Origin of the sequence: Brachybacterium tyrofermentans (genome assembly GCF_014897585.1) — a bacterium.
GTDB lineage: Bacteria > Actinomycetota > Actinomycetes > Actinomycetales > Dermabacteraceae > Brachybacterium > Brachybacterium tyrofermentans.
Map to the genome: position 1 here is coordinate 55,071 of NZ_JABUXW010000001.1, position 24,700 is coordinate 79,770.

At 71.6% G+C, this 24,700-nt stretch carries 21 protein-coding genes; 10 read left to right on the forward strand and 11 right to left on the reverse strand.

The window, feature by feature from the left end:
* Positions 1 to 17: 17 nt before the first annotated feature.
* The 3 genes from INT49_RS00220 to INT49_RS00230 form a co-directional block, all read right to left on the reverse strand.
* Positions 18 to 575, reverse strand: coding sequence for a hypothetical protein (locus INT49_RS00220; protein WP_193115727.1), 558 nt, complete (start codon positions 573 to 575; stop codon positions 18 to 20).
* A gap of 9 nt (positions 576 to 584) precedes the next feature.
* Positions 585 to 2,063: an MBL fold metallo-hydrolase gene (locus INT49_RS00225; protein ID WP_193115728.1), complete on the reverse strand. Its 1,479-nt coding sequence runs from the start codon at positions 2,061 to 2,063 to the stop codon at positions 585 to 587.
* A gap of 87 nt (positions 2,064 to 2,150) precedes the next feature.
* Positions 2,151 to 3,362 carry an MFS transporter gene (locus INT49_RS00230; protein WP_193115729.1) on the reverse strand — a complete coding sequence of 404 codons (1,212 nt, stop codon included), beginning with the start codon at positions 3,360 to 3,362 and terminating at the stop codon, positions 2,151 to 2,153.
* A gap of 209 nt (positions 3,363 to 3,571) precedes the next feature.
* Between INT49_RS00230 and INT49_RS00235 the strand changes: the two genes are divergently transcribed.
* On the forward strand, positions 3,572 to 4,033 hold the full coding sequence (locus INT49_RS00235) for a MarR family winged helix-turn-helix transcriptional regulator (protein ID WP_193115730.1): 462 nt from the start codon (positions 3,572 to 3,574) through the stop codon (positions 4,031 to 4,033).
* Between the two features lie 61 nt (positions 4,034 to 4,094).
* On the opposite strand, the gene INT49_RS00240 is transcribed toward INT49_RS00235, so the two are convergent.
* Both INT49_RS00240 and INT49_RS00245 read right to left on the reverse strand, forming a co-directional pair.
* Entirely contained in the window at positions 4,095 to 4,907 is an 813-nt protein-coding gene (locus INT49_RS00240; RefSeq protein WP_193115731.1) for an alpha/beta hydrolase, read from the reverse strand.
* 59 nt (positions 4,908 to 4,966) lie between these two features.
* The gene (locus INT49_RS00245; RefSeq protein WP_319021453.1) at positions 4,967 to 6,274 is read right to left on the reverse strand and encodes an MFS transporter; all 1,308 of its coding nucleotides are present in this window, start codon (positions 6,272 to 6,274) and stop codon (positions 4,967 to 4,969) included.
* A gap of 242 nt (positions 6,275 to 6,516) precedes the next feature.
* Here INT49_RS00245 and INT49_RS00250 point away from each other — a divergent pair, with 242 nt between their 5' ends.
* The 3 genes from INT49_RS00250 to INT49_RS00260 all read left to right on the forward strand — a co-directional run bounded on the left by INT49_RS00250 (position 6,517) and on the right by INT49_RS00260 (position 10,421).
* Entirely contained in the window at positions 6,517 to 8,448 is a 1,932-nt protein-coding gene (locus tag INT49_RS00250) for a solute carrier family 23 protein (RefSeq protein WP_193115732.1), read from the forward strand.
* A gap of 517 nt (positions 8,449 to 8,965) precedes the next feature.
* Positions 8,966 to 9,403, forward strand: coding sequence for an OsmC family peroxiredoxin (locus INT49_RS00255; RefSeq protein ID WP_193115733.1), 438 nt, complete (start codon positions 8,966 to 8,968; stop codon positions 9,401 to 9,403).
* 88 nt (positions 9,404 to 9,491) lie between these two features.
* On the forward strand, positions 9,492 to 10,421 hold the full coding sequence (locus INT49_RS00260) for a hypothetical protein (protein WP_193115734.1): 930 nt from the start codon (positions 9,492 to 9,494) through the stop codon (positions 10,419 to 10,421).
* Positions 10,422 to 10,441: 20 nt separating this feature from the next.
* On the opposite strand, the gene INT49_RS00265 is transcribed toward INT49_RS00260, so the two are convergent.
* Both INT49_RS00265 and INT49_RS00270 read right to left on the reverse strand, forming a co-directional pair.
* Positions 10,442 to 12,028, reverse strand: a complete 1,587-nt coding sequence (locus INT49_RS00265) for a solute symporter family protein (RefSeq protein WP_193115735.1) — start codon at positions 12,026 to 12,028, stop codon at positions 10,442 to 10,444.
* Complete coding sequence (locus tag INT49_RS00270; protein WP_319021454.1) at positions 12,028 to 12,402, reverse strand: DUF485 domain-containing protein; 375 nt, start codon at positions 12,400 to 12,402, stop codon at positions 12,028 to 12,030. Before INT49_RS00270 ends, INT49_RS00265 begins: the two co-directional genes overlap by 1 nt.
* Before the next feature lie 210 nt (positions 12,403 to 12,612).
* On the opposite strand from INT49_RS00270, the gene INT49_RS00275 reads away from it, so the two are divergent.
* Complete coding sequence (locus tag INT49_RS00275) at positions 12,613 to 15,231, forward strand: excinuclease ABC subunit UvrA (protein ID WP_193115737.1); 2,619 nt, start codon at positions 12,613 to 12,615, stop codon at positions 15,229 to 15,231.
* 176 nt (positions 15,232 to 15,407) lie between these two features.
* Entirely contained in the window at positions 15,408 to 17,144 is a 1,737-nt protein-coding gene (locus tag INT49_RS00280; protein ID WP_193115738.1) for an HNH endonuclease signature motif containing protein, read from the forward strand.
* A 60-nt stretch (positions 17,145 to 17,204) separates the two neighbouring features.
* Here INT49_RS00280 and dnaB read toward each other — a convergent pair whose 3' ends face one another.
* Positions 17,205 to 18,584, reverse strand: a complete 1,380-nt coding sequence (dnaB, locus tag INT49_RS00285) for a replicative DNA helicase (protein WP_193115739.1) — start codon at positions 18,582 to 18,584, stop codon at positions 17,205 to 17,207.
* Between the two features lie 139 nt (positions 18,585 to 18,723).
* On the opposite strand from dnaB, the gene INT49_RS00290 reads away from it, so the two are divergent.
* From INT49_RS00290 to INT49_RS00300, 3 genes are all read left to right on the forward strand, one after another.
* Positions 18,724 to 19,119: a VOC family protein gene (locus tag INT49_RS00290; RefSeq protein WP_193115740.1), complete on the forward strand. Its 396-nt coding sequence runs from the start codon at positions 18,724 to 18,726 to the stop codon at positions 19,117 to 19,119.
* Between the two features lie 150 nt (positions 19,120 to 19,269).
* A complete protein-coding gene (locus INT49_RS00295; protein WP_193115741.1) occupies positions 19,270 to 19,740 on the forward strand; it encodes a hypothetical protein in 471 nt (156 codons plus the stop codon).
* On the forward strand, positions 19,737 to 20,102 hold the full coding sequence (locus INT49_RS00300; protein WP_193115742.1) for a helix-turn-helix transcriptional regulator: 366 nt from the start codon (positions 19,737 to 19,739) through the stop codon (positions 20,100 to 20,102). Before INT49_RS00295 ends, INT49_RS00300 begins: the two co-directional genes overlap by 4 nt.
* Before the next feature lie 66 nt (positions 20,103 to 20,168).
* Here INT49_RS00300 and INT49_RS00305 read toward each other — a convergent pair whose 3' ends face one another.
* Together INT49_RS00305 and INT49_RS00310 are read right to left on the reverse strand one after the other, a co-directional pair.
* The gene (locus tag INT49_RS00305) at positions 20,169 to 20,678 is read right to left on the reverse strand and encodes a mycothiol transferase (protein ID WP_193115743.1); all 510 of its coding nucleotides are present in this window, start codon (positions 20,676 to 20,678) and stop codon (positions 20,169 to 20,171) included.
* A 67-nt stretch (positions 20,679 to 20,745) separates the two neighbouring features.
* Positions 20,746 to 21,093, reverse strand: a complete 348-nt coding sequence (locus INT49_RS00310; protein ID WP_193115744.1) for a GNAT family N-acetyltransferase — start codon at positions 21,091 to 21,093, stop codon at positions 20,746 to 20,748.
* 109 nt (positions 21,094 to 21,202) lie between these two features.
* On the opposite strand from INT49_RS00310, the gene INT49_RS00315 reads away from it, so the two are divergent.
* Positions 21,203 to 22,786, forward strand: coding sequence for a pyridoxal phosphate-dependent decarboxylase family protein (locus INT49_RS00315; RefSeq protein ID WP_319021455.1), 1,584 nt, complete (start codon positions 21,203 to 21,205; stop codon positions 22,784 to 22,786).
* Positions 22,787 to 22,792: 6 nt separating this feature from the next.
* Here INT49_RS00315 and INT49_RS00320 read toward each other — a convergent pair whose 3' ends face one another.
* The gene (locus INT49_RS00320; RefSeq protein WP_193115745.1) at positions 22,793 to 24,568 is read right to left on the reverse strand and encodes a hypothetical protein; all 1,776 of its coding nucleotides are present in this window, start codon (positions 24,566 to 24,568) and stop codon (positions 22,793 to 22,795) included.
* Between the last annotated feature and the right edge of the window lie 132 nt (positions 24,569 to 24,700).

Genomic DNA, 24,700 nt, shown 5'->3' on the forward strand with positions numbered 1-24,700 from the left:
GCGCCGCAGAAGTCGGCTCAGCCGGAGGGACGCAGCCACCCGCGCACCAGGTCACGGCCCCGTCGCAGCAGGCTGGGCGGAGGGCCCGCGAGCCGGTCCCGCAGGTCATCCAGCGCAGGCGACTCGTGCGAGATGTGGTGGGCTCCGTCGCGGAGCGCGAGGTGGGCGGCCGCATCCTGCGGGGAGATCTCCAGCCCGCTGTCGACGCTCACCCGGTGCCGCCCGTCCCCGTCGAGGATCACGACGAGGCTGTCGATCGGTCGTGCCGGGTCGGCGGCGATGTCCTCGCGCAGCCGACGGATCGCCGCCTCCAGCCGGGCCTCGTCCTGAGGGTCGCCGTGCACGGAGGCCCGCAGGGAGAACGTCACGAGGTTGCCGCCCACGTCGGTGACCGCATCGATCACCTCATGCACCCCGACCTCGCGACCCTCGTCGCGGAGGGTCAGCTGCTGGAGCACGATCCGCAGGGTCCCCGCGGAGGTGTGCGCGAGCAGCAGGTCACGGATCTCGGGGACGGCCGACGAGCTGCCACCCCGGATCGCCTGGTCATCAGGAGGCTGGTCGCCGCGGGTCATGGGATCAGATTAGCGGGCGTCCACGACGTCCTCTGCCCCGGCTGCCGCCTCCGTGGTTGTCCCCACCCCTGCTGCCTCATTCTCTGCTGCCTCAGTCCCTGCCGCGTCAGCCCACCGCGACCAGCCGGCATAGCTGCCCTCGAGCTCGACGATGTCGTAGCCCGCACGGCGCAGTGCGGAGGAGACCACCCCGGCACGCAGCCCGGACTGGCAGTACACGACGATCCGCCCGCCCTCGGGGAGCTCCTCGAGCTCCCACAGGGCCCGCCCGCCGTGGAGCTGCTGCGAGCCGGGAACCGCCCCGTCGGCGTGCTCGTCGCGGCCGCGCACATCGAGCACCAGGTCGTGCCGGTGACCCTCGAGGTCCGCCGGGGCGACGGTCTCCGGGACGAAGCCGGGCAGGTCACCGAGCGCGGTGACATACCCGGCCACGGCGTCGATCCCGACGCGCAGCAGGTTGTCGCGCAGCTCCTGCGCCTGGTCGCCGTCGCGGGCCAGCAGGATCACCGAGGTGTCCTCCCGCTCGGGATCGAAGGTCCAGGCTGCGTAGGTGGAGCGGCTGGCCGTCGCGGGCACCGTGAGGGCGCCGATCACGGCGCCGCTGTGCACCTCCTCGAGGCTGCGGGTGTCCAGGAGGACCGCCGAGCCGGCGGCGAGAGCGGAAGCGACGTCGGCCGGATCGAGCTCGGCCAGCGGCTCGACGGCGCCGCGCACGGCCGGCCCGTCGCGGTTCTGCCGCTTCATCCGCGCGAAGTAGGCGTGCGCCTCGGGCTGACCGCCCAGCAGCTGAGCCACGAACCCGTCCTCGTCGCCCGCGGCGACGAACGGCGCCCACCAGGCGAAGCGCTTCTCGTAGCCGACGCTCGTGGACGGCACCGCGCCGAGCGACTTCCCGCAGGCGGAGCCGGCGCCGTGGCCGGGGAACACCTGGAGGTGGTCCGGCAGCGTCACGAAGCGGTCCCGCAGCGAGGCGAACATGGTGCGGGCGGAGTCCTCGCGGGTGTCCTCTCCTCCGGCGACCTCGTCGAGCAGGTCGGGCCGCCCCAGGTCCCCGGCGAAGATGAAGTCACCCGAGAGCAGGTAGCCGGGCTCGTCGGCGACGCCCCCGTCGGTGACCAGGAAGCTCAGGTGCTCCGGGGTGTGCCCGGGAGTGTGCAGCGCGCGCAGCCGCACCTCGCCGAGGGCGATCTCGTCGCCGTCGTGGAGCAGGTGCGCGTCGTAGCCGTAGGACCAGTCCGCGCCGCCGTGGCCGGAGACGTGGATCGTGGCGCCCGTGGCGGCGGCCAGCTCCCGGGTGCCCGAGAGGTAGTCGGCATGGATGTGGGTCTCGGTGACATCGGTGATGCTCACGCCGTGCTTGGCGGCGAGGTCCAGATATCCCTGCACGTCGCGGCGGGGATCGACGACGATCGCGCGACCGGCGTCGGTCGAGGCGATCAGATAGCTCGCCTGCGCGAGATCGGTCTCGAAGTATCGTTCGAGAAGCATGATGCGCCTTCCGCTCGACGGTGCCGACGACGCAGACGGTGCTAGCACTGCAGACAGTGCTGGCCGACGGCTCTACGAGACGTATCGTCACACATGTTCATGAATGCCGGTCGACTGCGGGGTGTCCTGCGTCCCAGCGGCCGACGGACGGCCCGCTCGCCGACGCTCCTTTTCCGCCACGACCAGCACGATGAGCGCTCCCGCGGTGAGCGCGGCCCCGACCCACAGCGGGGACGTGTACCCACCGCCGGCGGTGATCGCGAGGCCGCCGAGCCAGGCCCCGAGGGCGTTGCCCACGTTGAATGCGGCGATGTTGGCGCCCGAGGCCAGGGTGGGGGCCTCGCCCGCGTCCCCCATGATCCGCATCTGCAGCGCAGGGACGGTGGCGAAGCCGAAGGCCCCCATCGCCATCAGCAGCAGCACGGTGGCGATCTGCGATCCCGCGAGCAGGGCGAAAGCGACCATGACCACCAGCAGGGCGGACAGCACGACGACGAGGGTGCGGGGCACGGAGCGGTCCGCCGCCTTCCCGCCGAGGAGGTTGCCGGCGAACATGCCCAGGCCGAAGAGGATCAGCAGGCCCGGCACCCAGCTCGAGGCGAAGCCGGAGACCCCGGTCAGGGTGAAGGCGATGTAGGTGAAGGCACCGAACATGCCGCCGAAGCCGAGCACGGTGACGCCGAGCGAGAACCACACCTGCCGGTCGCGGAAGGCCGTGACCTCGTGGCGGAGCCCGGGGGCGTCCTTGTCGACGGGGCGGTCCGGCAGCAGCACGAGCATGCCGATCAGCGCGAGGACACCGATCACGGTGATGGCCCAGAAGGTGGAGCGCCAGCCGAGCTGCTGGCCGAGCAGGGTGCCCAGCGGGACGCCGAGCACGTTGGCCGTGGTGAGCCCACCGAACATGAGGGCGATCGCTCCGGCCTGCTTCGACCGCTCGACGAGGGACGCGGCGACGACCGCCCCGATCCCGAAGAAGGCGCCGTGGGTGAGGGCGGAGAGGATCCGCCCCAGCAGGAGCAGCTCGTAGCTGGGGGCGAGCGCGGAGACGAGGTTGCCGGCGATGAACAGGATCATGAGCCCGGACAGGACGTGCTTGCGGTTCAGGCGGTTCACGAGCGCGGTGAGGCCCAGGGCGCCGACGGCCACGGAGAGCGCGTAGCCGGAGATGAGCATGCCGGCGGCGGCCTCGCTGACCTGGAGGTCCTGGGCGACCTCGGGCAGCAGGCCGGCGATGACGAATTCGGTGAGGCCGATCCCGAAGCCTCCGAGGGCGAGGGCGAGCAGTGCGAGGGGCATCGCGATCCTTTCGTGGTGGCCGGGCGGCGGGCCATGTGGCGCGCAGCATCCGGAGGAGACTCAACGTCGCGCACGCCGTCATGCCGCGCATGCAACTATGTGATGACGAGAGGACAGTAGTTGCATGCGCGGGCTATTGCAAGAGCGTCTATCCTGAAGGGGTCGTTCTACCGCTCCCCCACCAGACTGCTCACACCTCAGGAGGCCCCATGGGCATCGCCGATGACTCCCTCGAGATCCGCGCCCGGGGCTGGCGCACGCTCGCCTCGCTGCACGGCCTGATCGAGACCCGCTTGGAGAAGGCGCTCGGCGAGAGGCACACCCTGTCGGTCGTCGAGTTCACCGTGCTGGACGCCCTCAGCCGTCAGCACGGCTGGCACATGCGGATGAGCCAGCTCGCGAGAGCCGCAGCACTCTCCGCCAGCGCGGCGACGCGCCTGGTCAACCGCCTGGAGGATCGCGGCCTGCTGGCCCGGGTGCTGTGCGCGGACGACCGCCGCGGCATCTACACCGAGCTCACCCCTGCGGGCGTCGCCCTGCTGGACGAGGCTCGCCCCACCTACGACCGCATCCTCGAGGAGACCCTCCAGGAGGCTCGCGACATCCCGGAGCTCTCACCCCTGGTCGAGGCGCTCGACCGCCTGCCGAGGAGCGTTCCCGCCGGCGCGTGACCCGTGAGGACTCCGCCACGGGGCCCGAACAGGTCGCTCAGGCCATGGCTCAGGCTGTCGCTCAGACGGCCGCGCGGAGACCCAGACCAGCGCGGACGGCCTCGATCTGCGAGCGGCGCGCGGCCTGCCCGGTCGGGCCCGAGGCGAGCACTGCGGGGTCATGGCCGGCCCCGGCCACCTCGAGGTACTCGACCTCGCCGCCGGCCGCGGCGATCCCCTCGTGCAACCGGCGGGAGTCCGTGACGAACGGATCCTGGCTGCCGGTGACCAGGTGCACCGGCGGCAGGGTGCCGAGGTCGCCCAGCAGGGGGCTGATGCGCGGGTTGTCCGCCGGGACCGTGCCGGCGTAGAGGCGCGCCGCGGTGCCGTGGTCGCTCTCCTCGTCCACCTGGACGGTGAGGTCAGCCCAGGGGGACTCGAGCAGCAGCAGGGCGGGGACGTCGCCCCCGGAGTGGGCGAGGGTCTGGGCGACGGCGAGCGCGAGGCCGCCGCCGGCGCTGTCCCCGGAGAGCACCCAGCGTCCGGGACGCAGCAGGCTCTCCTCGGCCATCGCGTCGAGGGCGTGCAGGACGTCCTCGATGGCGGCCGGGAACGGATGCCGCGGGGGCATCCGGTAATGGACCATCGCGGTGGCCGCGCCGCTGCGCCGACCGACCTCCTCGATCCAGCCCCAGTGGTTCGGGCTCTCGCCGCGCACATAGCCGCCCCCGTGCAGGTGGACGATGGTGGCGGTTGCTGCGAGGGGCGCATCGATCCAGGTCACCGGGACATGCCGCGGCCGCCGACGCTCCACGCGAGCAGAGGTCGCGATGGCGCGGGACGGGAGGGACGGTCGCTGGGACGCCAGGATGCGCAGCGTGCTGACGATGCTCATGACGGCATCTTCCCACGAATCGTCGTGCGGCTCGTCGCGTCACGCGGTGCCGGGCGAGGTCAGGCGGCGATCTCGTCGTCGACCATCCGCGGCAGCGCCGCCCGATAGCCCGCGATGGCGAGGACTATGCCGGTCAGGGCGAGGAAGAGCAGCACGGCCGGCACCGAGCCGGTCGTGTCCAGCAGGGCGCCGGCGGCGATCGGGCCGATCGCCGCGAACACATAGCCCAGGGGCTGAGCCATCCCGGCCAGCCGGGCGGTCACCCGGGCGGATCGGGTGCGGGCGGGCAGCAGGGCGATCGCGGTGGGGAAGGCGAAGCCGCCGATCCCCAGCACGCACGCCCACAGCAGCGGGCTCGCGGCCGGCGCCAGCCAGAAGCCGAGGTAGCCGATCGTGGTGAGCACGCCGAAACCCGCGACCAGCCAGGGGAGCTGACGGAAGCGGGCGATGACGGTGGGCATGACGAGCCCGCCCACGATCCCCCAGCCGGAGATCACCGCGATGATCAGCCCCGCCCGCGTGGGCGTGAGGCCGGAGGCGGTGAGGATCTGGGGCAGCATCCCGAACTGGGTGTAGGCGTTCGTGGACTGCACCCCGAACATGACGGTCAGCGCGATCGCCGTCGGCGAGCGCAGCAGCGAGCCGGGCAGGTCGCCGCTCGGCGGGGCGGGCGGGAAGTCGTGCCCGGTGCGCGTGAGCGCAACGGCCCAGACCACCACGGGGACGACGGCGACCATCCCCCAGAACTGGAGCGAGTCGCGCCACCCGTCGGCCGCACCGCCTGCCAGCGGCACGGCGAACGCGGCCCCCGCGGAGCCGCCGATCGCGAGGGTCACGCTGTACAGCGTCATCAGGCCCACGGTGCGCAGCCCGCCGTGCTGCTTGATCCAGGCGGGCACCACCACGTTGCCGAGCGCCGGCCCGATGAGCACCAGCAGCGACAGGGCGAGGAACATGCCGAAGCTGCTGGCGGCGGGCCGCAGCAGGAGCCCGAGCGCCACCAGCACGAAGGAGGCGACGATGGTGCCGGTCAGGCCCAGCCGGCGGGAGATCGGGACGGCCAGGAAGCCGAAGACGCCGAAGGCGATGCAGGGCAGGGCGGTGAGCAGGCCCGAGGCGATCGCGCCCTGACCGAACGCGCCGACGATGTCCTCCATGAGCGGCCCGATGCTGGTCGCCCCGGGACGCAGGTTCACGGCGATGACGCCGACGGCCAGCACCGCGAGCACACCGCCGACAGCGGCGGCACGGGCGGGCGCAGCAGGGGCTGGGGTCGACGGCTGGTTCGAGGGCTGGGCCGACGGCGGCGTCGAGGGCGGAGTCGAGGGCGGGGTCGACGACGGGGTCGACGACGGGGAGGTGCTCACGCCTCCCTTCTACACCGCGACGCGCAGAAGGGCCATCTGTTGCCCCTGATGTCACGCGTCACGCCCGTCCGGCCGCCGGTTCCGCAGAGCGCGTGGGGTGCCTCTCGTTCGGGGGCGTCCAGCGGCCGAGGCGTGATCCTGGGCGGCCTCGAGAACCCTCCGGGCCCTACCCTGATGCGCGGGGCCTCCCCTGCTCTCCCGGCTCCCCCTCCCTTCACCCGCTGGATCCCCAAGGACGGCCCATGACCACCGCCTCACCCGCGCTCGAGACGCCCCGCACGCATCCCGTGGACCAGGTGCCTCCTCCTGCCCGGCTCGGCGTGCTGTCCCTCCAGCACGTGCTGGCCTTCTACGCCGGCGCGGTCATCGTGCCGCTGCTGATCGCCTCGGGCCTGGGCCTGACGGCGGAGCAGACCATCCACCTGATCAACGCGGACCTGTTCACCTGCGGCATCGCGACGCTGATCCAGTCGGTGGGCTTCTGGAAGGTGGGCGTGCGCCTGCCGATCATCCAGGGCGTGACCACCACCGCGGTGAGCCCGATCATCGCGATCGGCCTGGCCGCGACCGGTGGTGAGGGCGGCGTCGAGGGTCTGCCGATGATCTACGGCTCGATCATCGTGGCGGGCCTGTTCACCTTCCTGGTGGCCCCGTACTTCGCGAAGATCCTGCGGTTCTTCCCGCCGGTGGTGATCGGCACCGTGCTGACCACGATGGGCATCACGCTGCTGGGCGTCTCCGCCGGGGACATCACCAACTACGCCGAGGGCGTCCCGGCCGGCCGCGACATCGCCTACGCCCTGGGCACGCTGGGGATCATCGTGCTGGTGCAGCGGTTCTTCCGCGGCTTCCTCGGCACGATCGCGGTGCTGCTGGGCCTCGTGATCGGCACCGCCGTCGCGGTGATCCTGGGCGACACCTCCTTCGGCGGCGTCACCGAGGCCTCCGCCTTCGGCGTCACCACACCGTTCTACTTCGGCATCCCCACCTTCTCGCTCACCGCGATCGTCTCGATGATCATCGTCATGCTGATCACCATGGTCGAGACCACCGGCGACGTCTTCGCCGCGGGCGAGATCGTCGGCAAGCGGATCCGGCCCAAGAACATCTCCGAGGCGATCCGGGCCGACGGTCTCTCCACGCTGCTGGGCGGCGTGCTGAACTCCTTCCCGTACACCTGCTTCGCCCAGAACATCGGCCTGGTGCGCCTGACCCGGGTGAAGTCCCGCTGGGTGGTGGCCGGGGCCGGCGTGATCATGATCGTGCTCGGTGTGCTGCCCAAGGCCGGCGCCGTCGTGGAGGCGATCCCCTCCCCCGTGCTGGGCGGCGCCTCCCTCGCCCTCTTCGCCTCGGTGGCGCTCGTGGGCGTCCAGACCCTGTCCAAGGTCGATCTCACCGACAACCGCAACTCGGTCATCGTGGGCACCTCGCTGGGCCTGGCGATGCTGGTCAGCTTCAAGCCCGACATCGCGGGCGTGTTCCCCGCCTGGGCACAGGTGTTCGTCTCCTCGGGCGTGACCGTCGGCGCAATCACCGCGATCGTGCTCAACGTGCTCTTCTTCCACATCGGCGGCCAGCAGGGCTCCAAGGTCACCACCACCGCCGCCGGCGAGCGCATCGGCATCTCCGAGGTCAACGACATGGCTCGCGAGACCTTCGTGAGCACCTTCGGGTCGCTGTTCAACGGGGCGACCTGGCCGCTCGAGCAGGCCTGGGAGTCGCGCCCCTTCGCCGACGCCCCCGCTCTGCGCGCGGCCATCGAGGACGAGGTGCTCTCCGCGGACCGCGCCGAGCAGGACTCCCTGGTGGCGAGCTACCCCGACATGGCCACCCTGGTGACCGCCGACGAGGAGCAGGCCGGCGTGATCAGCCAGGACGTGGGCTCCTTCGCGCTGGAGAACCTGTCGGACGAGGACATCCTGGCGGTGCGCGACCTCTCCGCCCGCTATTCCGAGAAGTTCGACATGCCCTTCGTGGCGTTCCTGGGCCGCACCGACACCTTCGCGAAGGTGATCGCCGACGGGGTGCGCCGCCTGGACCATTCCCTCGAGCACGAGCGCCGCGTGGCGCTGACCGAGGTCGCCGAGATCGCCGGGGACCGCTTCGTGATCATGATGGCCGACGCCAACCCCATCGGCTCGGCCTGGATCCGCAAGTTCGAGTCCCTGCAGTAACCCCCGCCCACGCCCGCACCCCGCACCCCGCACCCCCGCGAATTTCCCTACCCAACCCGCGCCCCCGCACCTTTCCCCCACCCAACCCGCGCCCCCGCACCTTTCCCCCACCCAACCCGCACCCCCGCACCTTTCCCCCACCCAACCCGCACCCATTCCTCACCGTGAGCGAGGCAAAGTTGGGGGAATCGCCCGGCTATTCACCCCTCTTTGCCTCGCTGGTCGCCGATCCGCTCTGATCGCCGACCCCTGCTGGTCGCTGCTCCTCGCTGATCGCCGACCCCCGATCGCAGCTGAAGGCTGAGGGCTGGCGGCTCACAGCTCACAGCTCACAGCTCACGGCTCACGGCTCACGGCTCACGGCTCACGGCTCACGGCTCACGGCTCACGGCTCACGGCTCACGGCTCACGGCTCACGGGACCATCGGCCCCTCCCGTCGGCCGTTGGGCGGGGCTACGGTGGACAGCGAGCGCCCTTCGCGACAGCGCAGGGCGACCGCCGATCGAAGGAGTCACCATGCCCCGCACCGTCACCTCCACCGCCTCCACCGCCTGGAAGGGCGATCTGATCTCGGGCTCCGGGACCACCACCCTGGAGACCTCCGAGCTCGGCACCTTCGACCTGAGCTGGAAGGCTCGCGCCGAGGAGTCCGCGCAGGGAACCACCTCCCCCGAGGAGCTGCTGGGCGCCGCGCACGCCGCCTGCTACTCGATGCAGTTCTCCAACATGCTGGCCGAGAACGGCACCCCGCCCACCTCGGTCGACACCTCCGCCGACGTCAGCTTCAACATCGGCGAGGGCGGCATCACCGGCATCGCGCTGAGCGTCACGGCGTCGATCGACGGGATCGAGGACGCCGACTTCCAGCGTCTCGCCGACGAGGCCAAGTCCTCCTGCCCGGTCTCCAAGGCTCTGACCGGCGTGGACATCACCCTCACCGCCACCCTGGGCTGATATCGCCGCGCTGGGCTGACCGCCCCTGCGCCGCCCCCTGCGCCGCCCCCGCCCGGCTGATCCCCTCCGGGCGCGGTACGGTCGAGGGATGAAGCCGATCCCCCGTCATTGGGCGTCCGTCCGCGAGACCCGGACCCTCGCGGACGGACGCGAGCTCGACCTCACCGTCCACGGCTCCTCGGACGAGTCACCGCAGGTCGCCGAACACGACGCCCGCGACCGCCTGGAGCGCCTCGTGGCCTCCGGCGGTCCGGGGCGCCGGAACGACCCCGACCGCGAGTACTATCCCGACCGTCGGCTTCCCGAGGAGCTGCTGGAGGAGCTCCACGGGCCGGACGGCGAGCTGATCGCCGCGATCACCCGCAATCGGTACGGCGCCGCCGTGCTGAACACGGACGCCGTGCTGATCACCGACATCGACCTCGTCAAACCCTCCGAGCTGGACCGCGCGCAGGATCCGAGCGGCAGCTTCCTCTCGCGCCTGTTCGGCAGCGCCCCGGTGCCGCTGACCGAGGAAGAGGCCGATCCGGATGCCTTCGGTCTGCCGGGCCTCCACCGGCGCGGAGAGAGCCATGCCCGCTCGCTGGCGCTGATCGAGACCTTCCGCGCGCAGCATCCGGAGCTCGGCGTGCGCACCTACCGCACCCGCAACGGCTTCCGGCTCCTGGTCACGGGCAGCGGCCTCGCACCACGCAGCGACCGTGCCCGGGAGTTCATGGAGCAGGTGTGGAGCGACAAGCTCTACATGATCCTGTGCCGCGTCCACGACACCTACCGGGCCCGCCTGACCCCGAAGCCCTGGCGGATCGACGTGGACCGCTTCGAATCCCTCGGCACCCGTCGGGCGGATGACCAGGAGCATCAGGACTGGGTGGCGCGGTATCGCGCGGCGTCCCAGGATGTCGCCGTGTGCCGCCTGCTGGACGTATCCGGCCCGGCGCCGCCGGCCGTGGAGCAGCAGATCATCGACCTCCACGACCGGGCGACCCGCCCGGAGTCGGGGCTGCGCCTGGCCTGAGCAGCACGCAGCACCCGAACTCAGTGCTCGATGGTCGCCTTCTCGGAGCCGGCCCCGGTCATGGAGCGCACCTCCATCTCGGCCTGCTTGAGCTCGTTGCTCTCCGAGGAGGTCACCGAGCCCAGCCAGCCGAGGAAGAAGCCCAGCGGCACCGAGATGAGCGCGGGGTTCGTGAGCGGGAACCAGGCGAAGTCCGCACCCGGGATCATCGCCGTCTCGCTGCCGGAGACCACCGGCGAGAACGCGATGAGGAACAGGGCGCTGAACAGGCCGCCGTAGATGCTCCACAGGGAGCCGCGGGTGTTGAACCGCTTCCAGTACAGCGAGTACAGGATCGAGGGCAGGTTCGCGCTCGCGGCGATCGCGAAGGCGAGCGAGACCAGGAACGCCACGTTCTGCTCGGCGGCGAGGATGCCGCCGAGGATGGAGATCGCACCGATCACCACGGCGGTGCGTCGGGCGACGGCGACCTCCTTCTTCGGGTCGGCCTCGCCATGCTTGATGACACCGTTGTAGATGTCGTGCGCGAACGAGGCCGAGGCGGTGATCGTCAGCCCAGCCACCACCGCGAGGATGGTCGCGAAGGCGACCGCGGAGATGATGGCCATCAGCACGGTGCCGCCCACGGCATAGGCGAGCGCCGGTGCCGCGGAGTTCGAGCCACCCGGGAGATCGCCGATGACGTCGACGCCCACCATGTACGCGGCGGCGAAGCCGAGCACCAGGGTGCACAGGTAGAAGAAGCCGATCAGGGCGATCGCCCAGACCACCGAGCGCCGCGCCTCCTTCGCGGTGGGCACCGTGTAGAAGCGCATCAGCACGTGCGGGAGGCCGGCCGCGCCGAACACGAGCGCGATCGCGAGGGAGATGAAGCCGAGCTTCGAGGTGCCGGAGCCACCGTAGTTGAGCATCGGCTCGAGGATCGCCGTGCCGTCCGGGTGCGACTCGACGGCGTTGCCGAGCACCGCGGAGAGGTTGAAGCCGTTCAGGGCCAGGATCCACACCGTGGTGATGCCGACCGCGGTGATCAGCAGCACCGCCTTGATGATCTGCACCCAGGTGGTGCCCTTCATGCCGCCGATCATCACGTAGGCGATCATCACGAAGCCGACCACGGCGATCACGATCGACTGACCCACCTTGCCCTCGATGCCGATGAGCAGGGACACCAGGGCCCCGGCGCCGGCCATCTGGGCGAGCAGGTAGAAGAAGGTGACGGCGAGGGTGGAGGTCGCCGCGGCGGTGCGCACGGGGCGCTGGCGCATGCGGAAGCTCAGCACGTCCGCCATCGTGTACTTGCCGGTGTTGCGCAGCGGCTCGGCGACCAGCAGCAGAGCCACCAGCCAGGCCACGAGGAAGCCGACGGAGTACAGCAGGCCGTCGTAGCCGTACAGGGCCACGGAGCCCACGATGCCGAGGAACGACGCCGCCGAGAGATAGTCGCCGGCGATGGCGATGCCGTTCTGACGACCGGAGAAGCTGCGGCCGCCGTGGTAGAAGTCGCTGGCCTTGGTGGTGGTCTTGGAGACCTTGATGACGACCACCAGGGTCACCACCACGAAGACCAGGAAGATCGCGATGTTCAGGACCGGATTGCCGAATTCCATCAGTGGGTCCCCTCGAGCTCGTCACGGATCCGGCTGGAGACCGGATCGAGGTTCTTGTTCGCGTGGCGGATGTACAGCCAGGTGATCAGGAAGGTCATGACGAACTGGCTCAGACCCAGGATGATCCCGAGGTTCAGGTTGCCGATCACCTGGATCGACATGAAGCCCTCGGCGTAGGTCGACAGCAGCACGTACGCCAGGTACCAGACCAGGAAGGCGATGGTCATCGGGATCGCGAAGCCGCGGAAGCTGCGCCGCAGGCCGATGAACTCCTCGGACTGCTGGACCGCGAGGAACTGCTCGGGGGTGGGCTCGGGGGCGGGGCCGACGGGACCCGGGGCGGGTCCGGAAGATCCCTGGGGTGGGGAGGTCACGGGCACAACTCCTTCGTTCTGCTCTGGGCCCGGGCGGGGAGGGTCAGATCGGGTCAGATCGGATCAGGGGTTCCCGGGCTCCCGCAGACCGTAGCAGTCGTGATGGCCACCACAGGCATATTCGCCCCGACCCCGGGGCGGCGGCAGACCTCCTGGTCGGGCACCCGACGCGTCGGGCCCTGCCCACCTCGTTCTTGCTACGTTGTCGAGATGGCCACCCCCGCACTCCCCCCGTTCGGTGCCGATGACGGCTTCGTGCATGTGCGCGGCGCGCGCCTGCACAATCTGCGCGATGTCGCCGTCGATCTGCCCCGCGGCCGCCTCGTCGCGTTCACCGGCGTCTCCGGTTCCGGGAAATCGTCGCTCGCCTTCGGCACGATCCATGGCGAGTCCCAGCGCCGCTACCTCGAATCGGTCGCGCCCTTCGCCCGTCGGCTGATCGGCAGCGCCGTGGACCCGCGCGTGGAGTCCGTGACCGGGATGCCGCCCACGGTCGCCCTCGAACAGCGCTCCACCGTCGGCGGAGCCCGCTCCACCGTCGGCACCACCACGAACCTCTCCAACGCGATCCGCCTGCTGTACTCGCGAGCCGGGGAGCATCCGGCCGACATCCTCGAGCAGGGCCACGCATCACCCAGCGGCCTCCCCAGCGGGCGCCTGACCTCGGACTTCTTCTCGCCAAACACGCCCGACGGCGCGTGCCCGCGCTGCCACGGGGCGGGCGTGCTGCGGGAGCCGACCCAGTCCTCGATGGTCCCCGACGACTCGCTCTCGATCGCCGACGGCGCGATCGCCGCCTGGCCCGGGGCGTGGCTGGGCAAGAACTTCCGCGACATCCTCGCCACGCTCGGCGTCGACATCCACGCCCCCTGGCGCGAGCTGCCGGAGGCGACCCGCGACTGGATCCTCCACACCGAGGAGCAGCCGGTCGTGACCGTCGAACCGGTGCGGGAGCCCGGCCAGGCCCACGGCACCTACCGCGGCCAGTGGCGCAGCGTCGAGCGGTACCTGCGCGACACCGTCTCCCACTCCGCCGCGGAGTCCACGCGCCGACGGGCGCTGACGCACTTCGAGATGTCGGTCTGCCCTCTGTGCGAGGGGCACCGCCTGGGGCCCGACGCCCTGCGCGTCACCTACGTCGGCCTGCCGATCTGGCAGCTCACGCAGCAGCCCTTGGATGAGCTCCTGACCAGCTTGAGCACACGGTTCGAGGCGCTGCCGGAGGTCGAGGGCACCCCCGAGGACGAGGCGGAGCGGATCCTCCTGCCCACCGTGCTGCCGGTGCTGCGCACCATCGTGGGCCTCGGGCTCGGGCACCTGGCGCTGGATCGTCCGGCACGCACCCTCTCCACCGGCGAGCTGCAGCGGCTGCGGCTCGCGGCGCAGCTGCGCTCGGGCCTGTTCGGCGTCGCCTATGTGCTCGACGAGCCGTCGGCCGGACTGCACCCGAGCGAGAAGGACGTGCTGCGCCATCTGCTGGACTCCTTCCTCGCCGAGGGCAACTCGGTGCTGCTGGTCGAGCACGACATGACGCTGGTGGCCGACGCCGACTGGGTGATCGATGTGGGCCCCGGGGCGGGGACCGACGGCGGCGAGGTGCTGTACTCCGGCGTGGTCGAGGGCCTCTCCGAGGCGGAGGATTCCGTGACCGCGCGCTACCTCGACCCGGGACCTCTGGCACTGCGAGGTCCCGGGGAGGTGCGCACCGCTCGCGGACTGCTCGAGATCGACGCCCTGACCGCCCGCACCCTGCGCGATGTCGACCTGCGCCTCCCGCTCGGCACGTTCACCGCGGTCACGGGCGTCTCCGGCGCCGGCAAGTCCACCCTGGTCACGCACTGCCTGGGCACGATCCTCGGCGAGCGCGTGCGCACCACGGTGGCCGACGAGCCCGACCCGTCGGCCGACGCCGGCACCGCGGACGATCTCGGGGCCGCTCTCGGGGCGGGTCCTGGTGCAGGTCTTGGTGCCGGACCGGGTCAGGATGGGGCCGGTGAGCAGGTGCGCCACGGCGACGTCCGCGGCGCCGAGGGCATCGACCGCCTGGTGCACATCACACAGAAGCCCATCGGTCGCACGCCGCGCTCGTGCCTGGCGACCTACACGGGCTTCTTCGACCGGGTGCGTCGGCTCTTCGCGGACACCCCGGAGGCCCGTCGGCGCGGCTGGGGCGTGGGCCGCTTCTCGTACAACGTCGCGGAGGGGCGCTGCCCTGAGTGCAGCGGCACGGGCCAGATCGAGGTGGAGCTGGTGTTCCTGCCCGGCTCGTACGCCACCTGCCCGCTCTGCCACGGCCGCCGCTACGCCGACGAGACGCTCGAGGTGCGCTGGGAGGGCCTGACCATCGCCGAGGTGCTCGAGCTGTCCGTCGCCCGAGCCCGCGAGGTGTTCGCCGGTGATCCCCGCATCACGCGGGCCCTGGATGCCCTCGCCGCGATCGGGCTCGGCTATCTCACCCTCGGCCAGAGCGCCACGGAGCTCTCCGGCGGCGAGGCGCAGCGGATCAAGCTGGCCACCGAACTGCAGCGCACCGTGCGCGGGCACAGCGTGTACCTGCTGGACGAACCCACCTCGGGCCTGCATCCGGCAGACGTGGATCTGCTGGTGAGCGAGCTGAACCGGCTCGTCGACGGCGGGCAGAGCGTGGTGGTGGTCGAGCACGACCAGCGCGTGATCGCCCAGAGCGACCACGTGATCGACATGGGGCCCGGCGCCGGGGACAAGGGCGGGTGGATCATCGCCCAGGGCGCCCCGACGGAGATCCTCGAGGCCACCGACAGCGCGACCGGCGCCGAGCTGCGGAAGGTCGCGCGCCCCGAGCGCTCCTGACTCGACGCACCACGCACCACGCACCACGCACCACGCACCACGCACCACGCACCACGCACCAGCGGAGCCCATCACGGCACCCCGTCTCCGTACCCTGTGGGCGGTGCGGCTCGTCTGTCACACCCCTCTGGTGGACTGGCATCGACGATCAGAGTCGACGTCCCTTGGAGAGTGCCATGACCACCAGCCCGCCGTCCCAGCGACCCCGAAGCCCCCGTGGGCCGGAAGGGTCCGACAGTCCCGAGAGCTTCGAGGTCCCGTCAAGCTCTCCCGCCCCTCCAGCGCCTGGGTCCGAGCCCGAGCCCGGATCCGAGCTTGAGTCCGCACCCGCTGCTCCCGCCCGGCTCACGCGCACCGATGCCGAAGAGCTCGGGACCCGGATCCAGCAGCAGGCGGCGGTGATCGCCGAGGCCACGTGCGAGCTGCTCCTCATGGTCGGCGAGTTCGACGCCCGCGACGGGCTCGGCTGGTTCGGAGGCCTGAAGTCCACGGCGCACTGGCTGTCCTGGTCCTGCTCGATGTCGCCGGGAACCGCCCGCGAGCACGTCCGCGTGGCCCGCGCGCTGCCGACGATGCCGCTGACCGTCGCCGAGTTCCGCGCCGGGCGCCTCTCCTACTCGAAGGTCCGCGAGATCACCCGCGTCGTCGACCGCATCGACGAGGCGCTCCTCGTGGACTTCGCGCGCTCCATGACGGCGTCGCAGCTCGCCAGCACCATCGCCTCCTTCCGTGCGGTCGATGGCAGCCGGCTCGGCCAGGACGCCGTGCGCCAGGCCCGCTGGCAGGTCCGCGACGACGGGATGGTCGAGATCCGCGCACTGCTCCCCGCCGAGATGGGCGCCGAGGTGGTCACCGCTCTCAACCTCGCACTGGACCGCGACGGGACCCAGCCGCAGGCCGTCGATCCCGGAGCCGTCGATCCCAGGGTCGGTGTGTCCGGGGCCGATGAGTCCGGGGCCGATGCACCGTCGCTGGACGGCTCCGGGAACCGTGTCACCCCGCGGGCCGTCTCCCGTGCGGATCAACTCTCGGAGGCGGAGGCCACGCAGAGCGCCGCCGAGGTCACCACGGACCCGACCCTTGATCAGCGCAAGGCCGATGCCGTGCTGCAGCTCGCCCGCACCTTCCTCGATGCGGAGCCCGATGATCGCTCCGGCGAGGACCGCCACCTGGTGGTCGTCCAGGTCAGCGCCGAGTCACTCATCCAGAACGTTCCCGCGGGAACGTTTGCCGGCGAGAGAACCACCGCCGACGCACCGTCACCGGACGTTCCCGCGGGAACGCCTGAGCTCTGCAGGGCGCTCGGGGCGGGACCACTGGAGGCACGTACCGCCGAACGGCTCGCCTGCACCGGTAAGGTCGCGATCACGATCACCGATACCGGGGGCGAGATCCTCCATCTGGGCAGGTCACGGCGCTTGGCATCGCGGGCTCAGCGTCGCGCGCTGCGCCTGCGGGACACGACCTGCAGCTTTCCAGGCTGCCACCAGTCCCAGCACCTCGACGCCCACCATGTGGTCCCGTGGTCCGAAGGCGGACCCACCGATATCGACGGTCTGGCGCTGCTGTGCCGCCGTCATCACGTGATAGTCCATGAAGGGGGCCTGCGGTTGATGCCCCGAGACCCCGCCGCCGAAACCCTGGGCCAGCGCTTCACCGTGGTCGACGCCGACGGTCGCCCCGTCCAGGCACGCTGGCCCGCCATGCTCGAGCACCTTTCGATCCGGCGTAGCCCCGCCACGACCAGCACGTCCGAGGCTCCCAGCACCAGCACCAGCACCAACACCAACACCAACACCAACGGCATCCGACCGGACCCGGAGCGCATCGCCGCGACCACCGGAGGGGAAGGCTTCCGCCTCGCGGACTGCGTGGCCGCCCTCTGCGACAACGCCGTGGAGCTCGCCGCCTGACGAGCCACCCGCAACGTCGCCGGACGATTCAGGAGGTCAGCAGGTCAGCAGGTCAGCAGGTCAGCCGCTGAAGCCGCCCCCGCCGTGCGCCATGTCCTTGAAGCGGGAGTAGTGGCCCTCGAAGGCGACAGGGATCGTCTTGGTGGCGCCGTTACGGTGCTTGGCGATGATGAGGTCCGCTTCGCCGGCGCGGGCGGACTCCTTCTCGTAGTAGTCCTCGCGGTGGATCAGGAGGATGAGGTCGGCGTCCTGCTCGATCGAGCCCGACTCACGCAGGTCGCTCATCATCGGGGTCTTGTCGGTGCGCTGCTCGCTGCCACGGTTCAGCTGCGAGATCGCGATGACCGGCACCTGGATCTCCTTGGCCAGCAGCTTCAGCGCACGCGAGAACTCCGAGACCTCCTGCTGACGGGACTCGACCTTCTTGCCCGAGCTCATCAGCTGCAGGTAGTCGATGACTACGAGCGAGAGGTCGTGCTTCTGCTTCAGACGACGGCACTTCGCACGGATCTCCATCAGCGACATGTTCGCCGAGTCGTCCATGAACAGCGGGGCATCGGCGATGCGGCTCATGGCGCGCGCCATCGCCTGCCAGTCGCGGTCGTCCATCGAGCCGTCACGCATGCGGTTCATCGGCACCTGCGCCTCGGCGCTGAGCAGACGCATCGTGATCTCGGTCTTGTCCATCTCCAGAGAGAAGATGACGCTGGCCTTGCCGTTGTGGATCGAGGCCGAGCGCAGCACGTCCATGCCGAGGGTCGTCTTACCCATGGCGGGACGGCCGGCGAAGATGATCATCTGGCCGCCGTGGAGTCCCTGGGTGAGCTCGTCGAACTCCGCGAAGCCGGTGGGAACGCCGGTGACCTGGCCGCCGCGGTTCTGGGTGGCCTCGATCGTGTTGAGGGTCTCGTCGATGACCTCGCCCAGCGGCAGGAAGTCCTCCGAGGCGCCGCGCTCGGTGACCGCGTACACCTGCGCCTGCGCCTCGTTGATGGCCTCGTCGACCTCGCCGCCGTCGGCCGCGTAGCCGAGCTGGACGATGCGGGTCCCGGCCTCCACCAGACGACGGAGCTGCGCGCGCTCGACGACGATCTCGGCGTAGAACCCGGCGTTCGCCGCGGTGGGGACCATGTCGATGAGGTCGGCGAGGTAGGCACCGCCGCCCACCCGCGCGAGCTCGCCGCGCTTGGAGAGCTCATCGGAGACGGTGACCAGGTCAGCGGGCTCCCCGCGGCCGTACAAGTCGATGATCGCCTCGAAGACCATCTCGTGCGCGGGGCGGTAGAAGTCATTGCCCTGCAGGGTCTCCACGACGTCGGCGATCGCGTCCTTGGACAGCATCATGCCGCCCAGCACGCCGCGCTCCGCCGGGAGATCCTGGGGCGGGGTGCGCTCCAGGGCGCGATCGGGTCCAGCTTCGAAGGCCTCGGTAGATGTCACCGCTCCAGTGTAGGAACCTCGGCTGACCGTCGGGACGTGATCCTTGTCCGGGCTGGGGACGACGGGACGATGTGGAGGAGAGAACGGACCGGCGGGACGGCGCCGCTCCATTGTCGGACCGAGTCCCTAGAGTGGCGCGATGCCTCAGAACTCGCCCCCGACCGCCATCGCCCCGCTCGCCTCCGTCTCGATCGACTGCCCCCGGCCGGATGATCTGGCCCCCTTCTACTGCGCGCTGCTCGGCCTCACCGAGGCCTTCGCCGCCGAGGACCGCAGCGTGGTGTGCCTCGCCGGCGCGGGTCCGATGATCACGCTGATGCGGGCCGACGAGTACGTCGCTCCGCAGTGGCCGCACGGTCCGCAGCGTGCGCAGATGCACCTGGACCTGGCCGCCGACGACCTCGAGATCGCGGTCGACGCGGCACGCCGGATCGGGGCGCAGGAGGCCGATGTGCAGCCCGACCCGTCGGCCTGGCGGGTGATGCTCGACCCCGTCGGGCACCCGTTCTGCCTGAGCGCGGTGCGGCCGGACTGATCCTCGGTGCTGGCTCCGGCTCCAGCTCCAGCTCCAGCTCCAGCTCCAGCTCCGCCGAGACCTTGACACGACGCGGTGTACCAGAGGTACAGTTCCCATATTCGTTGCACCAGTGGTACACAGCCGCTGGGCACTCTGGAGGGACACCTCATGACCGCCTCATCCGCGTCGCCCCGAGCCGGGATCCCGTCCAGCGCTTCCCGCGCCCACGCCAGCCTGTTCCTCTACGCCCTCGCCGTGCTCGTGGCCACGGCGGTCGTACATCTGCTCATTGTGCTGGCAGGCAACCGCATCACGGTGCTGACCACGCTCCCGCTGGTCGTGATCGCCCTGGGCTACGCGATCTACCTGGTGATCTACGGCCGCTCGCTGGGCAGGGTCCGCTATGGGCGCCTGGTCGCACACGCCCTCACCTACGCGATCGTCAACACCGGCTATCTGCTGCACGCCTATGCGCTGATCGCGTCGGCCGCGCCCGCCATCCAGGGAGACGGCTATCTCGCCCTGGACGCCGGGTGGTTCGGGGCCACCTTCGGCATGGCCGGGTTCTGGGGGCTCGGGCTGATCGCGCACGGCCTGGCCGCGCTGCGCGAACGCGGCTTCGAGGCGCCGCGCGCATGACCGAGCACCCTGCCCCCGCCCTGCAGGCGGCCACCTCCCCGGAGGACGTCGAATGGGCCGACGAGCTGGCCCGGTCGTGGGTCGAGGTCTACAAGAAATCGGCGACCACGCTCACCCTGCTGCGGATCATCCGCGACCACGGCCCGATCCCCGCCGCGGATATCGCGCCTCGCTTCGCGACGGCGACCGGATGGACGATCACCGATCGCGGCCTCTACCGCACGCTGCGGCGCCTCGCCGACTCGGGAGTGCTCAGCCTGGAGAAGGTCGATGTGGCCCGGACCGGGGCGAAGCGGCAGGATTTCGCACTCACCCCCGTGGGCCGGGAGTATCTCGGGCGCATCGAGGGCGAGCTGGTCTGAGCAGGCGGACAGGCAGGAGAGCACTCAGGCAGGTGGGCGCCTGGCGGATGGGCTCAGAGGATGGGCTCAGTCGCCCACCGGCATGCCGAGCGCGTAGGCGGCCTGGGCGAGGTGCTGGATGGCGTCGTCGACGACGCTGATCAGGCGGGCGCCGCGCGTGACCGGCGGATCCCACTCCTCGTCGATCACGTCGTCCAGCTCGGCCTCGGTGAGTCGATCGAGGTAGGTGACCACCGCGTCGAGGGTCGCCTCGAGGTACTCCAGCAGCAGGTCCGCGTCGTCGACGAGGATGCGTCGGGCCTGCTCCGGCGTGTGGCCGTAGCCGACGCCGTCCCCCTCGGTGCCGAGGTCGAAGCGCTCGGCGAAGCCGCGGGCGGTCCACAGCTCGTCCTCGCCGGTGAGGCCGGCGAGCTGCACGTCGATCTCGCGGCCGGAGTGCCACAGCAGCCAGGCCACGGAGTTGTCGTGGCCGCCGGGTCGGGCGTTGAGCGTCACGGGGTTGAGGTCCGGGCGCAGCCGCTCGGCGGCGTCGCGGGGGCGGGAGGTGAGGTCACGGAGGAGATCGAGAGCGTCCATGGGGCCGACGCTACGCCGTCGGGCCGACCGGCGGGAGCCCAGCGCGGGAGCCGGGGCGCGGGGCAGGTCAGTCGTCGACGATGACTCCGCCGGCCTGCTCGGGGTGCCGCTGCAGCCAGCTCTCGATGAACGGGCAGATCACGAGCACACCCAGGCCGCTCGCGCGGGCTTCCGCCAGTGTGGTGCGCACCAGGACCGAGGCCACGCCCTCGCCGCGATGCGCGGGGTCGGTGACGGTGTGGATCAGCTCGATGCGCGAGCGGGTGCGCTCGTAGATCATGATGCCGACGACAGCGCCGCTGCGCACCGCCTCATAGCGACCGGCGACGGTGTTGTCGCGCACGTCGATGCTCTCATCGGGACCGTGGCTGTGGTCCTCGGGGTCCGGGGTGTCGTCGTCGGCGTCGATCACCATGGCGCGGCGGCTCCTTCCAGCAGGTGCTCCCACGGTACGGCAGGGAGGCCCGCGTGGACAGGACTCGTTCCGTCCCGTCCGGGATCGCCGACGTGCGACCATGCAGGACGTGACTGACGAATCCGCCGACCATCTGCCCGCCCGCATCGACGCCGCAGCCTCCGCCTCCGCCTCCGCTGCCGCGGCTGCTGCGGCCGGCGGATCAGGCTGGTCCGGTGAGAACGCCGAGGGGAACACCCGCAGACGCACCGGTGACCAGGCAGCCCAGGTGGATCAGGCCGAGCGCACCGCGTTCTCCCGCGCCTCCGACGCCCTGCAGCGCCACCGCGAGCCCTCCGAGATCTGGGGCGACGAGCGCGAGGCCGTGAACATCGCCCTGCACTGGGCGGCCGCCCGCACCACCGTCGCCTCCGACCCCAAGACCACCGCCCGCAGCGCCGCCGAGCTGCACGAGGCGGCGGGCGAGACGATCACCGCCGGCGGCATCGGGGCGCGGCGCGCCATGGACCTGTTCGACGAGGTGCTGCTGCCGGCCACGCGCGCCTCCGAGGATCCGATGAACCTCGCCTACATCCCGGCCGCGCCCACGCGGGCCGCCGTCGCCTTCGACACCGTGGTCTCCGCCGCGAACGTGTTCGGCGGGATGTGGGAGAACGGCGCCGGGGCGATCTTCGCCGAGAACCAGGTGCTGCGCTGGCTGAGCGACCTGCTGGGCTGGCCGGCCGATTCCGCCGGGGTGTTCGTCTCCGGCGGCACCACCGGCAACCTCTCGGCGCTCGCGACCGCCCGGGACCACGCCCTGCGCACGCGGGGGCATCGGCCCGAGGGCGGCTGGGCCCTGGCCTGCGCGTCGACCGCGCACTCCTCGATCGCCTCCGCCGCCCGGCTGCTGGACATGGACCTGGTGAAGGTGCCGATCGACGACCGCGGCCACCTCACCGGCGACGTCCTGGAGAGCACGCTGGCCGCCGACCCGCGGATCTGCGCCGTGGTCGCCTCCGGCGGCACCACCAACGCCGGGATCGTCGATGACATCGCCTCGGTGGTCGAGGTCGCGCACCGCCACGACGTGTGGGTGCACGTGGACGGCGCCTACGGCGGCGCGGCCCTCGCGGCCCCCAGCGCGCGAGGACGCTTCGCGGGCATCGACCAGGCGGACTCCTTCATCGTGGACCCGCACAAGTGGCTGTTCGCACCGTACGACTGCTGCGCGCTGCTGTACCGCGACGCGCGGCCGGCCGCCGCCGCCCACTCCCAGCACGCCGCCTATCTCGACTCGATCGACCGCGGAGAGTCCAATCCGGCGGACCTCGCCGCGCACCTGTCCCGGCGCACCCGCGGCCTGCCCCTGTGGTATTCGCTGGCCACGCACGGCACCGACGCCTACCGGGACGCGGTCGAGCGGTGCCTGGCCTCCGCCCGCACGGTGGCCCGCGCGATCGCCACGACCGAGCACCTCGAGCTGCTGCTCGAGCCGGAGCTGTCCGTGGTGGTGTTCCGCCGCCCCGGCTGGACCCCGGAGGCGTATCGACGCTGGTCGCAGCGCCTCGCGAAGGACGGGACGATCCTCTGCGTGCCGACGGCCTTCCGCGGCGAGATCGCCCTGCGGCTCGCCTTCGTGAACCCCTCGACGGACCCGCAGGCCGTAATCGACGTGCTGCGCACGACGATGCTCGAGGCCGACGGGCACTGACCCGGCTCAGGCCTCGTCGAGCTGCGCGATGAGCGCCTCGGTGCGGGTGACGTCGTCGGCCCGGCCGAGGTGCTCCCAGCCGTCGCGGGCGCGGCGGGCGGCGCGCAGGGCGGCAGTCCGCTTCCCGCGGTCGGCGAGCATCTGGGCGTGGCGGTCGTCGACGTACGCCGCCCAGTAGCGGGCGCGCGCGTCGTGCCCGGCAGGGACCTCGTCGATGAGCTGCAGGGCCTCGCGGCGTCGGCGGTCGCAGTCGGCGAGGGTCGCGCCCTCCTCCTGCCGTCCGAGCGCCTCCACGGCCGCGATGAACCGTGCCACGCGGGCGTCGACCCGGTGGTCCCAGAGCAGCTCGGGCGGCAGCAGGGGCCGTCCGCCCTCGGGGCGGGCGCGGTGCTCGATCGCCGCGGCGGCCTCGTGGACCATCGCGGTATGACCGAGGTCCAGGGCCCTGCGCAGCACCAGTGCCTGGGCGCTGAGCTCCGTGCTCACGAGCTGGGCGCGCTCGGGGCGGGCGGTGGCGAGGTCATCGGCCAGCCACCGGGCCTCGGCGGCGAGCAGTCCCAGCTCGTGCAGCGCCCCGGGATGATCGCCGACGCGCTCATGGATGCTGGCCGCGAGCCGCGCCGCCTCCAGGCAGGAGCGGTGGTCGCGGTGGTCACGGGCGATGCGTCGGGCGCGCCCCAGAGGCACCCAGGCGGCGTCGTAGCGCTCGGCCTGCACGCGCTGGGCGGCGACCGCGAGCAGCGGGCCGGTGCGCAGCGACTCCCGCTGCACGGTGCGCTGGAGGGAGGCGAGCCTCCCGGCGGTGAGGGACGCGTGGTCGATCGCGCCGGCGGCCATGAACGCCTGCAGCAGGTGCGTGATCAGGCCGACGCGAAGCGGCGGGTCGTCGACCTCATGGAGGGCGTCGAGGGCGTCCAGGGCGTGCCGGGCCGCCTGCAGCGGTCGCTCGGTGCCCAGGGTGCGCGCGAGGACCGTGCGAGCTGCGGTCGCGAGGCGCAGGGGGTCCGGTCGGGCTCCTCCGGCGTCGGCGTCGGCCTGCTCGATCCGTTCGAGCGCGTCGAGGGCCTGGGAGGTGGCGGATGCCCGGTCCCCCATCAGCTCGAGGGCCTGCGCGAGGCCGACCCGGAGCTGCGTCTCGGGATCGCCGGGCAGCTGCTCGCGCACCACCGGCACGGCGTCGAGCGCGGCGCGCAGCTGGGCGACGGCGCGCCGCGGGTCGACCTCGGCGCCGCGGATCTCCCCGGGGCCGGGGAGGGCGGTCCGGGCCAGTCCGCGCACGAGGGCCTTCATCTCGGGGCGGGGCTGCAACTGCTCGCCGCGCCGACGGCCGCGCGGCTCGGACGGGCCGTGACCGGAGGGGCCGGCAGGTGGGGTCCGACCCTGCCGGGGGCCGCGGGCCAGCAGTTCCGCGACCAGGGCCCCGGCGAGCTCGCGGTGGCCGGATCGCTTCAGGATCGTCACGATGTCGCCGGTGTCGCGGTCGATCTGCTCGCCGTCCGCCGTCAGCACCGCGCCGCGCAGGGCGGCGCCCAGCAGGGCGAGGCGGTGCGCCGGGTCGGCCGGGCGGTCGCGGAAGGCCTCGGCGAGCCGACGGGCGTCGCCATACCGCTCGGCATGGATGAGATCGCTCACGCGACCGGCCGCGGCCAGCACATCGCGCGGGTAGGGCAGAGGGAGCTCCGGAGGCCGCAGCGCGCCGCGCAGGTCGTGCAAATCCGGCAATTCGCCCAGTTCGGGGCGTTCCTCCGACTCCGGGAGGGAGGAAGCGCCGGAAATGGTCACGGCAGAGAACCTACCAACCCGCGCCTGGGCGACACAGCGGACCAGGTCGACTCCTGCACAGATCAGATCCACTCCATACACTGTTCACCGGCCCTGCGGGCGTGGACGCACCGTCCACACCACAGTCATGGG